The 14,023-nt window shown below is 67.9% G+C and carries 8 protein-coding genes; all 8 read left to right on the forward strand.

The window, feature by feature from the left end; all coding sequences use genetic code 11:
- The first annotated feature begins 163 nt into the window (after positions 1-163).
- A complete protein-coding gene (locus K9U37_RS04555) occupies positions 164-1,225 on the forward strand; it encodes an esterase family protein (RefSeq protein WP_243073223.1) in 1,062 nt (353 codons plus the stop codon).
- A 122-nt stretch (positions 1,226-1,347) separates the two neighbouring features.
- The gene (locus tag K9U37_RS04560; RefSeq protein WP_243070704.1) at positions 1,348-2,355 is read left to right on the forward strand and encodes an esterase family protein; all 1,008 of its coding nucleotides are present in this window, start codon (positions 1,348-1,350) and stop codon (positions 2,353-2,355) included.
- A 154-nt stretch (positions 2,356-2,509) separates the two neighbouring features.
- The gene (locus K9U37_RS04565) at positions 2,510-3,400 is read left to right on the forward strand and encodes an alpha/beta hydrolase-fold protein (protein WP_243070705.1); all 891 of its coding nucleotides are present in this window, start codon (positions 2,510-2,512) and stop codon (positions 3,398-3,400) included.
- Between the two features lie 82 nt (positions 3,401-3,482).
- Complete coding sequence (locus K9U37_RS04570) at positions 3,483-4,004, forward strand: DUF732 domain-containing protein (protein ID WP_243070706.1); 522 nt, start codon at positions 3,483-3,485, stop codon at positions 4,002-4,004.
- A gap of 21 nt (positions 4,005-4,025) precedes the next feature.
- Positions 4,026-5,051 (forward strand): carboxylesterase Culp6, encoded by a 1,026-nt coding sequence (gene culp6 / locus K9U37_RS04575; protein ID WP_243070707.1) that lies wholly within the window; start codon positions 4,026-4,028, stop codon positions 5,049-5,051.
- 162 nt (positions 5,052-5,213) lie between these two features.
- A complete protein-coding gene (gene fadD32, locus K9U37_RS04580) occupies positions 5,214-7,106 on the forward strand; it encodes a long-chain-fatty-acid--AMP ligase FadD32 (protein ID WP_243070708.1) in 1,893 nt (630 codons plus the stop codon).
- 84 nt (positions 7,107-7,190) lie between these two features.
- Positions 7,191-12,422 carry a polyketide synthase Pks13 gene (gene pks13 / locus K9U37_RS04585; RefSeq protein WP_243070709.1) on the forward strand — a complete coding sequence of 1,744 codons (5,232 nt, stop codon included), beginning with the start codon at positions 7,191-7,193 and terminating at the stop codon, positions 12,420-12,422.
- A complete protein-coding gene (locus K9U37_RS04590) occupies positions 12,419-13,969 on the forward strand; it encodes an acyl-CoA carboxylase subunit beta (RefSeq protein ID WP_243070710.1) in 1,551 nt (516 codons plus the stop codon). The genes pks13 and K9U37_RS04590 overlap by 4 nt, the downstream gene beginning before the upstream one ends.
- The last annotated feature ends 54 nt before the right edge of the window (positions 13,970-14,023 follow it).

The following is a 14,023-nucleotide window of genomic DNA, read 5'->3' on the forward strand; positions in this document are numbered from 1 at the left end:
AGGTGAGGTGCGAGAGCGCCTGGCGCGACCAATGTCGGCTGATGGCGGCGCACGCATGCCGCGGAACGGACGAGTAGAGCAACCGATGGTTTGGGCATCCAGTAGCACAGGCGTGCGCGCCTTCTGTCACCGACTGGCCGTCGCGGTCGCCGCGGTCCTGTCGATGACAACGGTCGCCGCGATGACCGGCGGGACGCCGAAGGCGGCAGCGTTCTCCCGCGACGGTCTGCCGGTGGAGTACCTCGACGTCTATTCGGCGGCGATGGGTCGCAACATCCGCGTGCAGTTCCAGGACGGAGCCGCGGGGGCGGCGACATCGGGCGACGGAGCCGCGGGGGCGGCGACATCGGGCGACGGAGCCGCGGGGGCGGCGACATCGGGCGACGGAGCCGCGGGGGCGGCGACATCGGGCGACGGAGCCGCGGGGGCGCAGGCACCGCCTGCCGCACCGACCAAGGCCGTCTACCTCCTCGACGGACTGCGGGCCCAGGACGACTACAGCGGCTGGGACATCAACACCCCGGCTTTCGAGTGGTTCTACCGCACCGGCGTCTCGGTTGTGATGCCCGTCGGCGGGCAGTCCAGCTTCTACAGCGACTGGTACTCGCCGTCGAGCCTCAACAAGCAGCCCTATACCTATAAATGGGAGACATTCCTCACCAATGAGCTGCCGCAGTGGCTGGCTGCGCACAAGAAGGTCTCGACCACCGGCAACGGTGTGGTCGGGACGTCGATGTCCGGCGGCGCCGCGCTGATCCTGTCGGCGTATCACCCACAGCAGTTCATTTACGCCGCCTCACTGTCGGGCTTCCTCAATCCGTCGGCGTTGCTGATGCAACAGGCCATCCGGGTGGCCATGCTCGACGCGGGCGGATACAACGTCGACAACATGTGGGGCGCCCCCTGGGACCCGGCGTGGAAGCGTAACGATCCGGTGCGGCAGGCGGCGACCATCGCCCGCAACGGCACCCGGCTGTGGATCTACTGCGCGCCGGGCGGGCAGACCGATCTGGACCAGAATGCCGACCCGAGTCAGTCCTTCTCGGCTAACAGCCTCGAGTCGATGGCGATCAATAGCAACAAGGACTTCCAGGCCGCCTACGCGCAAGCCGGCGGCCGCAACGCGACCTTCAACTTTCCGCCGTCCGGCAACCATTCGTGGCCGTACTGGGGGGCCCAGTTGACGGCACTGAAACCCGACCTCATCGCCACGATCAACCGGTAAAAAGGCGGTCACGAGGAGATCTCTGAAGAGGAACGATCACATCACATGTGGTTGACTACCAGGGCACCTGCTGCGCGGATCGCGTGCGGTGCGGCTCACACAAAAAGGATGGGAACAGTTGCATGAAGTTCGGTGAGAAGTTGCGCGGCGGATGGCTACGCCGGCTGACGGTCGCCACCGCGGCTGCCGCCGTGCTGCCCGGCCTGATCGGCGTCGTCGGCGGCTCCGCAACGGCCGGAGCGTTCTCCAAGCCGGGCCTTCCGGTGGAGTACCTGGACGTGCCGTCCGCCGGTATGGGACGCAACATCCGGATCCAGTTCCAAAGTGGTGGGCCCGACTCGCCGGCCGTCTACCTGCTCGACGGTCTGCGCGCGCAGGACGACTTCAACGGCTGGGACATCAACACCCCGGCGTTCGAGTGGTACTACGGCTCGGGCCTGTCGGTGATCATGCCCGTCGGCGGCCAGTCCAGCTTCTACAGCGACTGGTACAGCCCGGCATGCGGTAAGGCCGGCTGCCAGACCTACAAGTGGGAAACCTTCCTGACCCAGGAGCTGCCCGCCTGGCTGGCGGCCAACCGTCAGGTCAAGCCGACCGGCAGCGCTGCCGTCGGCCTGTCGATGGCGGGCTCGGCCTCGCTGACCTTGGCGATCTGGCATCCCGAGCAGTTCCCGTACGCCGCCTCGCTGTCGGGCTTCCTGAACCTCTCCGAGGGCTGGTGGCCGATGCTGGTCAACATCTCCATGGGTGACGCCGGTGGCTTCAAGGCCGACGACATGTGGGGCAAGACCGGCGACCCGGGCAACGCCTGGAAGCGAAACGACCCGATGGTCAACATCCCGAAGCTGATCGACAACAACACCCGCATCTGGATCTACTGCGGTGCCGGCAGGCCGTCCGACCTGGATGCCGGCACCAGCGCGGGCAACCTGTTCAACGCGAAGTTCCTCGAAGGGTTCACGCTGCGCACGAACAAGACGTTCCGCGACACCTATCTGGCCGATGGTGGCACCAACGGAGTGTTCAACTTCCCGGCCAACGGCACTCACAGCTGGGGCTACTGGGGACAGCAGTTGCAGCAGATGAAGCCGGACATCCAGCGGGTTCTCGGGGCCACCCCGACCGCTTGATCGTCCACGATCGACGACCGACCAACGGCGACGACCTTCGGGTCGTCGCCGTTGGCGTCTGGCGAAGCGGGACCACGCTCTTAAGCGGTGTGATTCACTACGGTGCGGGCGGGCAGAGTTGCGAAACATCGCGGGACAGCGACGTGAGGTGGAAATGAGAGGTCTGTCGAAGCTGTTTCGGGCGGTGGGCGCCGCCGTCCTGACCCTGGGTCTGTGGGGAGCGGCTGCTCCGAGCGCGACCGCCGCCGACATCGAGTACCTGATGGTGCCGTCGCCCGCGATGGGCCGCGACATCCCGGTGGCCTTCATGGCCGGTGGCCCGCATGCCGTGGTGCTGCTGGACGCCTTCAACGCCGGCGAAGGTGTCAGCAACTGGGTGACCGCGGGCAACGCGATGAACACCCTGGCCGGAAAGGGCATCTCCGTGGTGGCCCCGGCGAGTGGTGCCTTCACCCTCTACACCAACTGGGAGCAGGACGGCACCCGGCAGTGGGAGACCTTCCTGTCCGACGAGCTGCCGACCTGGCTGGCCGCCAACAAGGGCCTCGCGCCCAGCGGCCATGCGATCGTCGGCGCCTCGCAGGGCGGTACCGGCGCGCTGATGGAGGCGACCTTCCACCCCGACCGCTACCGCTACGGCGGTTCGATGTCAGGCTTCCTGACCCCGTCGAACACCTTCCTCAACGGAGCCATCACCGCAGGCATGAACGAGTTCGGCGGGGTGAACACCCAGGCCATGTGGGGCGCCGCCCAGCTGGGCCGGTGGAAGTGGCATGACCCCGACGTGCATGCGCGGCTGCTCGTCGACAACAACACCCGGCTGTGGATCTTCAGCCCGCAGACCCTGACGTGCAGTGACGTCCCGGCCATGATCGGCTACTGCGACCAGGCCCAGGGCAGCAACCGCACGTTCTACGCGCACTACCGGTCGCTGGGCGGCAGGAATGCGCACTTCGCCTTCCCGACCGGCGGCGAGCATGACTGGGGCAACTGGTCCGCTCAGCTCGGTGCGATGGCGAACGACATTGCGGCGGCCATCAAATAGGTCACGACTGGTGGTGAACTGTTAGCCATCCGCAATCAGTCGGAGCTCCGGAGTACCGCGCATGAGCCGGTACCGTGGAGGCGTGCAGCGCTCGGATACCCGTTCCGTCGGCAAAGCTGCCGGAGACGCGATGCCGCTCTGCGGCGTGCCCCGGCACGCATTGCTGACGGCCGGCCTCCTGGCGCCGACGGCGTGGCTGCTGATCGGCTGCGGCTCCGGCGAGGATCTGGTGACCACGGCGACCGCCCCGGCCGAGCAGGCCGCGGGCACCGTCCACGGGGCGGGTATACCGCTGTTGCCGGACAGCGAGAACCAGTCCGCCAAGCTCGACGTGACACCGCCGCAGCAGGCTTTCCTCGACGCCCTGTCAGCTGCCGGGGTACACCCGTCGAGCGAACTGCAGGCGTTGTCCATCGGCTCGTCGGTCTGCCAGGCCCGCGCCGCGGGCCAGAGCGACCAGGCGGTGTGGGAGTACATCGCGCCCATGGTGCGCAGCGATGTCGCCGATACCAACAGTTCGCCGCCACCTCGAACGGCGTCCGACGTGCAGTTGAACGCGGCGACTGCGGATTACATCGTCATCGCGACTCAGCGGCTCTGCTAGCAGGAAGACAATCGCTCTCAAATGGCTCGAAACAACCGGACTAACGCCCGGCGCAGACGCCATCGCATCCTCGGCCTGATCGCCGCGGGCGCGATGGCCGTCGCCGTAGCCCTGATCGTCGCCATCATCGTGATCGTCGTGCGCCGGCCGGAGCCGCCGCCGACCGCGGTGCCGCCCACTGCCCTCCCACCGACCAGCCAGCCCGGACCCGGGCAGAAGAAGCCCCGACCGGAGTTCCAGGACGCCAGCTGCCCGGACGTCGACATGATCGCGATTCCGGGCACCTGGGAGTCCTCGCCCACCGACGACCCGCTGAATCCCACGCAGTTCCCCATCGCGCTGCTGCGCAACGTCACCGGGCCGCTCAGCGACCAGCTCGGGACCGACCGCCTCGAGGTCTACACCGTCCCGTACACCGCGCAGTTCCACAATCCGCTGGCCGCGGACAAGCAGATGTCCTACAACGACAGTCGCGCCGAGGGCGTCCGCGCCACGGTCAAGGCGATGACCGAGATGAACGACCGCTGCCCGCTGACCAGCTACGTGCTGATCGGCTTCTCGCAGGGTGCGGTGATCGCCGGTGACCTTGCCAGCGACATCGGCAACGGGCGTGGTCCGGTCGACGAGGACCTGGTGCTCGGGGTGACCCTGATCGCCGACGGCCGCCGCCAGGACGGCGTCGGGCAGGACATCGGCCCCAACCCGCCCGGCCAGGGCGCCGAGATCACCCTTCACGAGGTTCCGACGCTGTCGGCGCTGGGTCTGACGATGACCGGCGAGCGCCCCGGCGGGTTCGGTGCGCTGAACAACCGCACCAACCAGATCTGCGCGCCTGGCGACCTGATCTGCGCGGCGCCGGATCAGGCATTCAACATCACGAACTTGCCCAGCACCCTCGACGTGCTGGCCGGCGGTGCCGGGCAGCCGGTGCACGCGATGTACAACACGCCGCAGTTCTGGAACCTCGACGGCCAAACCGCCACGTCATGGACCCTGAATTGGGCGCGTGACGTCATCGAGACCGCCCCGCACCCCAAACACGGATGACGCGGGCACGGCACGGCGATCCGATTTGGTCGCGCCCGCTACTGCGCCTAACATTAAGAACAAAATAAGAGCTGCGGCGTCGATCGCAGGGCGACCGGTGGCGCGATGGCATGCGCGGCCGCCGCGGAGCCGGACACGAATGTGTTCTGACAGGAGAGTGGTATGCCGTTCCATAACCCGTTCATCAAGAACGGACGGATCACCTTCCCTGAGGGCGCCAGTGTGGTCAAGCACGTCGAGCGCTGGGCCAAGGTCCGCGGTGACAAGCTCGCCTACCGCTTCCTGGATTTCTCCACCGAACGCGACGGACTGGTGCGCGAGCTGCACTGGGCGGACTTCAGCGTCCGCAACCGCGCTGTGGCCGCCCGGCTGCAGCAGGTGACCCAGCCCGGCGACCGGGTCGCCATCTTGTGCCCGCAGAACCTCGAGTACCTGGTCGCCATGTTCGGCACCATGTACTCCGGCCGTATCGCGGTGCCGCTGTTCGACCCGGCGGAGCCAGGCCACGTCGGCCGCCTGCACGCGGTCCTCGACGACTGCACACCGTCGGCGATCCTGACCACCACCGAGGCCGCCGAAGGGGTACGCAAGTTCTTCCGCACCCGACCAGCCAAAGAGCGCCCGCGCGTCATCGCCGTCGATGCCGTTCCCGACGAGGTCGGTGCCACCTGGGAGCACTACGACGAGGTCGACGAGAACACCATCGCCTACCTGCAGTACACCTCGGGCTCCACCCGGATCCCGACCGGCGTGCAGATCACCCACCTGAACCTGGCCACCAACATCGTGCAGGTCATCGAGGCCCTCGAGGGTGAGGAGGGCGACCGGGGCGTGTCCTGGTTGCCGTTCTTCCACGACATGGGTCTGATCACCGCGCTGCTCTCCCCGATGATCGGCCACTACTTCACGTTCATGACCCCGGCCGCGTTCGTCCGCCGTCCCGGTCGCTGGATCCGCGAGCTGGCCCGCAAGCCCGGCGACACCGGCGGCACCATCTCGGTGGCCCCGAACTTCGCGTTCGACCACGCCGCCGCCCGCGGTGTTCCCAAGGACGGCGAGGAGCCGATTGACCTGTCCAACGTCAAGGCCATCCTCAACGGCAGCGAGCCGATCTCGGCGGCCACGGTGCGGCGGTTCAACGAGGCCTTCGGCCCGTTCGGCTTTCAGCCCAAGGCCATCAAGCCGTCCTACGGCCTGGCCGAGGCCACGCTGTTCGTGTCGACCACCCCATCGGCCGAGGAGCCCACGATCATCGCGGTTGACCGCGATCAGCTGAACGCCGGCAAGTTCGTCCAGGTTCCGGACGACTCCCCGACGGCGGTGGCCCAGGCGGGCGCGGGCAAGATCGGCGTCGACGAATGGGCGGTGATCGTCGACAACGACGCCGCCACCGAGCTCCCGGACGGCCAGATCGGCGAGATCTGGATCAGCGGCCAGAACATGGGCACCGGCTACTGGAACAAGCCGGAGGAGACCATCGCGACGTTCCAGAACATCCTCAAGTCACGGACCACCCCGTCGCACGCCGAAGGTGCGGCCGATGACGCGACGTGGGTGCGCACCGGCGACCTCGGGGCCTACCACGACGGTGAGCTCTACATCACCGGCCGCACCAAGGACCTCGTCATCATCGACGGCCGCAACCACTACCCGCAGGACCTCGAGTACTCCGCCCAGGAGGCGACCAAGGCGGTGCGCACCGGATTCGTCGCTGCGTTCTCGGTGCCGGCCAACCGGCTGCCCGACGAGGTGTTCGAAAACGCCCACGCCGGGCTCAAGCGCGACCCCGACGACACCTCCGAGCAGTTGGTGATCGTCGCCGAGCGCGCCCCCGGCTCGCACAAGCTGGACCTGGGGCCGATCGCCGACGACATCCGTGCGGCCATCGCCGTGCGCCACGGTGTCACCGTGCGTGACGTGCTGCTGACCCCGGCCGGCGCGATCCCCCGCACCTCCAGCGGCAAGATCGGCCGGCGGGCCTGCCGCTCGGCCTACCTGGACGGCAGCCTGCGCAGCGGGAAGGTGGCCAACGCCTTCCCGGACGAGACGGAATGACGACCGAAAGAAGTTCCTAGATGGGCGAAGGGGCGTTCGGCACGAGCCCGTGGCGCAGCGCTCCCTCGCACGAGGTGAGGCCTCATGTCTGAATCACACACGCCCGACACGTCCGACGCACCAGACGATTTCACGATCGCACCCGAAAAGGAGCTGACGCCCGCCCGCACCGACATGACTGTGCAGGAGATGCGGGACTGGTTGCGCAACTGGGTGGCCAACGCCACCGGGCAGGCACCCGACGCGATCGACGAGTCCACCGCGATGGTGGAGCTCGGCCTGTCCTCCCGTGACGCCGTCGCGATGGCCAGTGACATCGAGGACCTCACCGGCGTCACGCTCACCGCCACGGTGGCGTTCCGGCACCCGACCATCGAGTCGCTGGCGACGGTGATCATCGAGGGCGAGCCGGAAGCCGAAGGCTATGACGAGTCCGAGGACTGGTCGCGGAACACGACCGCGGCCGAGGAAGGGCGCCTGAACATCGCCGTCGTCGGTCTGGCCACCCGCTTCCCCGGCGACATGAACACCCCCGACGAGATGTGGCAGGCGCTGCTGGAGGGTCGCGACGCGATCACCGACCTGCCTGAGGACCGCTGGTCGGAGTTCATGGACGAGCCCCGGCTGGCCGAGCGGATCGCCGAGGCGCGCACCCGCGGTGGCTACATCAAGGACCTCAAGGGCTTCGACGCCGAGTTCTTCGCACTGTCGAAGATGGAGGCCGACAACATGGATCCGCAGCAACGGATGGCCCTCGAACTCACCTGGGAGGCGCTGGAGAACGCGCGCATCCCGGCGTCGAGCCTGCGCGGCGAGAGCGTCGGGGTCTACATCGGCAGCTCCACCAACGACTACAGCTATCTGGCGATGATGGATCCGCGGACCGCGCATCCCTACGCCATCACCGGCACGGCGAGCTCGATCATCCCCAACCGGGTGTCCTACTTCTACGACTTCCGCGGCCCGTCGGTGGCCGTCGACACCGCCTGCTCGAGCTCGCTGGTCGCCGTGCACCACGGCGTGAAGGCGCTGCGAGCCGGTGAGGCCGACGTCGTCATCGCCGGTGGGGTCAACGCCTTGGTGACCCCCGCGGTCACGCTGGGCTTCGACGAGGTCGGTGGCGTGCTGGCCGCCGACGGACGGATCAAGTCGTTCTCCGCCGACGCCGACGGCTACGCCCGCTCCGAGGGCGGCGGCATGCTGGTGCTCAAGCGGCTCGAGGACGCCCGCCGCGACGGCGACGAGATCCTGGCGGTGATCGCCGGCGGCGCGGTCAACCACGACGGGAGGTCCAACGGTCTGCTGGCCCCGAACCCCGACGCCCAGGCCGACGTGCTGCGCAAGGCCTATCACGACGCCGGTATCAACCCGCGCACCGTCGACTACATCGAGGCGCACGGCACCGGAACCATTCTCGGCGACCCGATCGAAGCCGACGCGCTCGGCCGCGTGGTCGGTAGGGGACGGCCCGCCGATCAGCCCGCGCTGCTCGGTGCGGTCAAGTCCAACGTGGGTCACCTGGAGTCGGCGGCCGGCGCGGCGAGCCTGGCCAAGGTCGCGTTGTCGTTGAGCCGCAACAAGATTCCGCCGTCGATCAACTACGCCGGACCCAACCCCTACATCGACTTCGACGGCGTGCGGCTGAAGGTGGCCGACACCGCGACCGACTGGCCCCGCTACAGCGGTCACGCGATCGCCGGTGTGTCGGGCTTCGGCTTCGGTGGCGCCAACGCACACCTGGTGTTGCGCGAGGTGCTTCCATCAGATCTCGTTGAGCCCGAGGAAGATTCGGTACCTATCGCCGACGATTCGGCCAAGTCCGATGCCGAGGCGGTGTACGTCGGCGGGGTTCGGATGGACGAGTACGGCGAGTTCGTCGACGAGGACGAGGCCGAGGAGCTCGGCCAGCACCGCTACGACGCCGACGAGCGGGAGCCCGAACTGCCCGGCCTCACCGGCGAGGCGCTGGAGCTGCTCGAGGTCGCCCGCGCCGAGTGGGAAGCCGCCGAGAAACCCGTTCCCGTTGTCCCGCTGACTGTTTCGGGCTTCCTGACCTCCCGCAAGCGGGCTGCCGCCGCCGATCTGGCGGACTGGATCGACAGCCCGGCCGGCCGCGCTGCGTCGCTGGAGTCGATCGGCCGCTCGCTGTCGCGGCGCAACCACGGCCGCTCCCGCGCGGTCGTGATGGCCCACGACCACGACGAGGCGATCAAGGGTCTGCGTGCGATCGCCGACGGCAAGCAGAGCCCGCTGGTCTACAGCGCCGACGGCCCGGTGACCAACGGCCCGGTATGGGTGCTCGCCGGATTCGGTGCGCAGCACCGCAAGATGGGCAAAAACCTGTACCTGCGCAACGAGGTGTTCGCCGAGTGGATCGACAAGGTCGACTCGCTGATTCAGGACGAGCTCGGCTACTCGATCGTCGAACTGATCCTGGACGACTCGCAGGACTACGGCATCGAGACCACCCAGGTCACCATCTTCGCGATCCAGGTCGCCCTCGGCGAGCTGCTCAAGCACCACGGCGCGAAACCTGCTGCGGTAGTTGGCCAGTCACTCGGTGAGGCGGCCGCGGCCTACTTCGCCGGCGGCCTGTCGCTGGCCGACGCCACCCGCACCATCTGCGCGCGCTCGCGGCTGATGGGCGAGGGCGAGGCGATGCTCTTCGGTGAGTACATCCGGCTGATGGCCCTGGTGGAGTACTCCGCCGAGGAGATCAAGACGGTGTTCTCCGACTTCCCGGATCTGGAGGTGTGCGTCTACGCGGCACCGACCCAGACGGTGATCGGCGGCCCGCCCGCACAGGTGGATGCGATCATCGAACGCGCCGAGTCCGAAGGAAAGTTCGCCCGCAAGTTCCAGACCAAGGGCGCCAGCCACACCACCCAGATGGATCCGCTGTTGGGTGAGCTGGCTGCGGAACTGCAAGGGATCCAACCTCATCCGTTGCGCACCGGCTACTTCTCCACCGTCCACGAGGGCAGCTACATCCGTCCGGGCGGCGACCCGATCCACGATGTCGACTACTGGAAGAAGGGTCTGCGCCACAGCGTCTACTTCACCCAGGGCATCCGCAATGCCGTCGACAACGGGCACACCACGTTCCTGGAGCTGGCTCCGAATCCGGTGGCGCTCATGCAGGTTGGTCTGACGACGGCGGCGGCCGGTCTGCACGACGGGCAGCTGATCGCGACCCTCGCCAAGAAACAGGACGACGTCGAGTCGATGCTGGCCGCGATGGCGCAACTCTACGTCTACGGCCACGACCTCGACGTCCGGACCCTGTTCGGCCCGGGCGACTACGCCGACATTCCGCCGACGCGGTTCAAGCGCAAGGAGCACTGGCTCAACGCGAAGTTCTCCGCCGACGGCTCGTCGATGATCCCGGGCTCGCACGTCGCGACCCCGGACGGCAAGCATGTCTGGGAGTACGCGGCGCAGGGCCAGACCGACCTGGCCGCACTGGTGAAAGCCGCTGCCGCACAGGTGCTTCCGGATGCCGTACTGGCCGCGTCCGAGCAGCGCGCGGTGCCCGGTGACCGCGCCCGGCTGGTGACCACGCTGACCCGGCACCCCGGCGGGGCGTCGGTGCAGGTGCACGCCCGCATCGACGAGTCGTTCACATTGGTCTACGACGCGATCGTCGCCCGTTCGGGTGCCGTGTCGGCATTGCCGGCGGCGGTCGCCACCGATGTCGCCACCGATGTCGCCGCCGGAGCGGCTCCGACCATCCTCACCGACAACCTGGCTGCCGGTGCCAACCTCGCCGCGAGCTTCGCCAAGTGGTCACCGGATTCCGGTGAGACGGTGCACGATCGGCTGGCCGCGATCGTGGGCGGGGCCATGGGCTACGAGCCCGAGGACCTGCCCTGGGAGGTGCCGCTGATCGAGCTGGGCCTGGATTCGCTGATGGCGGTGCGCATCAAAAACCGCGTCGAGTACGACTTCGACCTGCCGCCGATCCAGCTGACCGCCGTGCGGGACGCCAACCTCTACAACGTCGAGAAGCTGATCGAGTACGCGATCGAGCACCGCGACGAGGTGCAGGACTACGCCGAGCACCAGAAGGCGATGACGCCGGGGGAGATCGCCGCCGAGCAGGCTGCACTCGTTGCCGCGGCCGGGCCCAACATCCCGCCGCCGCCTACCGATCCGTCCGGACCGGGCAAGTCCGCCGCCGGCGCCGCGGCTGCCAAGGTCCTGACCCAGGAGGCCGTCACCCAGGCGCTCGGCGCCGACGTGCCCCCGCGTGAGGCCGCCGAACGCGTGACGTTCGCGACGTGGGCGATCGTCACCGGGAAGTCCCCGGGTGGCATCTTCAACGAGCTGCCCGCCGTCGACGACGACACCGCGGCCAAGATCGCCGAGCGGCTCTCCGAGCGTGCCGAGGGAAACATCACCGTCGAGGACGTCCGGGCCGCCACGACCATCGAGCAGCTGGCCACCACCGTGCGGCAGTTCCTCGAGGCCGGCGAACTCGAGGGCTTCGTGCGCACGCTGCGCGCGCCCAAAGAGGGAACCCGCCACGTTGCGGTGTTCGTGTTCCACCCCGCGGGTGGCTCGACGGTGGTCTACGAACCGCTGCTCAAACGCCTGCCGGCCGACACCCCGGTCTACGGCCTGGAGCGGGTCGAGGGCTCCATCGAGGAGCGCGCGGCCGAGTACGTGCCCAAGCTGATGGAGATGAACGGCAAGGGCCCGTACCTCCTGGCCGGTTGGTCGCTGGGCGGTGCGCTGGCCTACGCCTGCGCGGTGGGGCTCAAGCGCCACGGCTGCGACGTCCGCTTCGTCGGGCTGATCGACACCGTGCGCGCCGGCGAGGAGGTCCCGCAGACCAAGGAGGAGATCCGCGCCCGCTGGGACCGCTACGCCCTGTTCGCCCAGCGCACCTTCAACGTCGAGATCCCGGCGATCCCCTACGAGCAGCTCGAGGAGCTCGACGACGAGGGTCAGGTGCGTTTCGTCCTCGACGCCGTCAAGGAGAGCGGCGTGGACATCCCGGGCGGAATCATCGAGCACCAGCGCACGTCGTACCTCGACAATCGCGCGCTGGACACCGCGAACATCGAGCCCTACGACGGCCATGTCGCGCTGTACATGGCCGACCGCTATCACGACGACGCGATCATGTTCGAGCCGCGCTACGCCATCCGTCAGCCGGACGGCGGCTGGGGTGAGTTCGTCTCCGCCCTGGAGATCGTGCCGATCGGGGGTGAGCACATCCAGGCCATCGACGAGCCGTACATTGCCAAGGTGGGCGCCCACATGAGCGAGGCGATCAACCGCATAGATGCTGAGGAGGCGCAGAGCAAGTGACCGCCAGCACAACTGCCGAGAAACTGGCCGAACTCCGCGCGAAGCTGGAGTTGGCCAAGGAACCCGGCGGTGAGGCGGCCGCCGCCAAGCGTGACAAGCGCGGCATTCCCAGCGCGCGGGCCCGGATCCACGCACTGCTCGACCCGGGCAGCTTCCTGGAGATCGGCGCGCTTGCCCGCACCCCCGGTGACCCCAACGCACTCTTCGGAGACGGTGTGGTCACCGGCCACGGCACCATCAACGGCCGGCCGGTGGGTGTCTTCTCCCACGACCAGAGCGTCTTCGGCGGTTCGGTGGGAGAGATGTTCGGCCGCAAGGTCGCCCGGCTGATGGAGTGGGTCGCCATGGTCGGCTGCCCGATCATCGGCATCAATGACTCCGGCGGGGCGCGCATCCAGGACGCGGTGACCTCGCTGGCCTGGTACGCCGAACTGGGCCGCCGCCACGAACTGCTGTCCGGCGCGGTGCCCCAGATCTCGATCATCCTGGGCAAGTGCGCGGGCGGTGCGGTCTACTCGCCGATCCAGACCGACCTGGTGGTCGCCGTCCGTGACCAGGGCTACATGTTCGTCACCGGTCCCGACGTCATCAAGGACGTCACCGGTGAGGACGTCACCCTCGACGAGCTCGGCGGCGCGGACCACCAGGCCCGCTACGGCAACATCCACCAGGTGGTGGACTCCGAGAAGGACGCCTTCGCCTACGTCCGCGACTTCCTGGAGTTCTTGCCGCCCAACACTTTCGACGACGCACCGATCATCAACCCCGGTCTGGAACCGGAGATCACCCCGCACGACCTCGAGCTCGACAGCATCGTTCCGGACGCCGACAACACCGCCTACGACATGCACGAGATCCTGCTGCGGATCTTCGACGACGGCGACTTCCTCGACGTCGCCGCCCAGGCCGGCCAGGCGATGATCACCGGCTTCGCGCGGGTCGACGGCCGTCCCGTCGGGGTGGTGGCCAACCAGCCGATGTACATGTCCGGCGCGATCGACAACGAGGCCTCCGACAAAGCCGCCCGCTTCGTGCGGTTCTGCGACTCGTTCAACGTGCCGCTGGTGTTCGTCGTCGATACCCCGGGCTTCCTGCCGGGCGTCGAGCAGGAGAAGAACGGCATCATCAAGCGCGGCGGCCGGTTCCTCTATGCGGTCGTGGAGGCCGATGTGCCGAAGGTGACGATCACCATCCGCAAGTCCTACGGCGGCGCGTACGCGGTGATGGGTTCCAAGCAGTTGACGGCCGATCTCAACTTCGCCTGGCCGACGGCGCGCATCGCGGTGATCGGCGCCGAGGGCGCCGCGCAGCTGTTGATGAAGCGCTTCCCGGACCCGAAAGCACCCGAGGTGCAGAAGATCCGTGCCGACTTCATCGAGGGCTACAACCTCAACATGGCCATCCCCTACATCGCTGCAGAGCGCGGCTTCATCGACGCCGTCATCGAGCCGCACAAAACCCGCCTGTTGCTGCGCAAGTCATTGAAGCTGTTGCGCGACAAGCAGATTCAGCGAGTCCAGCGCAAACACGGCCTGATCCCGATCTAGCATGACCAGGCTGGGTGCGGGTGTGGTCGCCGACCCGCGCGCGTTGACTGCATT

Origin of the sequence: Candidatus Mycolicibacterium alkanivorans (genome assembly GCF_022760805.1) — a bacterium.
Lineage (GTDB): Bacteria > Actinomycetota > Actinomycetes > Mycobacteriales > Mycobacteriaceae > Mycobacterium > Mycobacterium alkanivorans.

Coding starts and splice junctions, on each gene's coding strand:
- K9U37_RS04555 (WP_243073223.1), top strand. CDS start 164: ATGACAACGGTCGCCGCGATGACCGGCGGGACGCCGAAGGCGGCAGCG.
- K9U37_RS04560 (WP_243070704.1), top strand. CDS start 1,348: ATGAAGTTCGGTGAGAAGTTGCGCGGCGGATGGCTACGCCGGCTGACG.
- K9U37_RS04565 (WP_243070705.1), top strand. CDS start 2,510: ATGAGAGGTCTGTCGAAGCTGTTTCGGGCGGTGGGCGCCGCCGTCCTG.
- culp6 (WP_243070707.1), top strand. CDS start 4,026: ATGGCTCGAAACAACCGGACTAACGCCCGGCGCAGACGCCATCGCATC.
- fadD32 (WP_243070708.1), top strand. CDS start 5,214: ATGCCGTTCCATAACCCGTTCATCAAGAACGGACGGATCACCTTCCCT.
- pks13 (WP_243070709.1), top strand. CDS start 7,191: ATGTCTGAATCACACACGCCCGACACGTCCGACGCACCAGACGATTTC.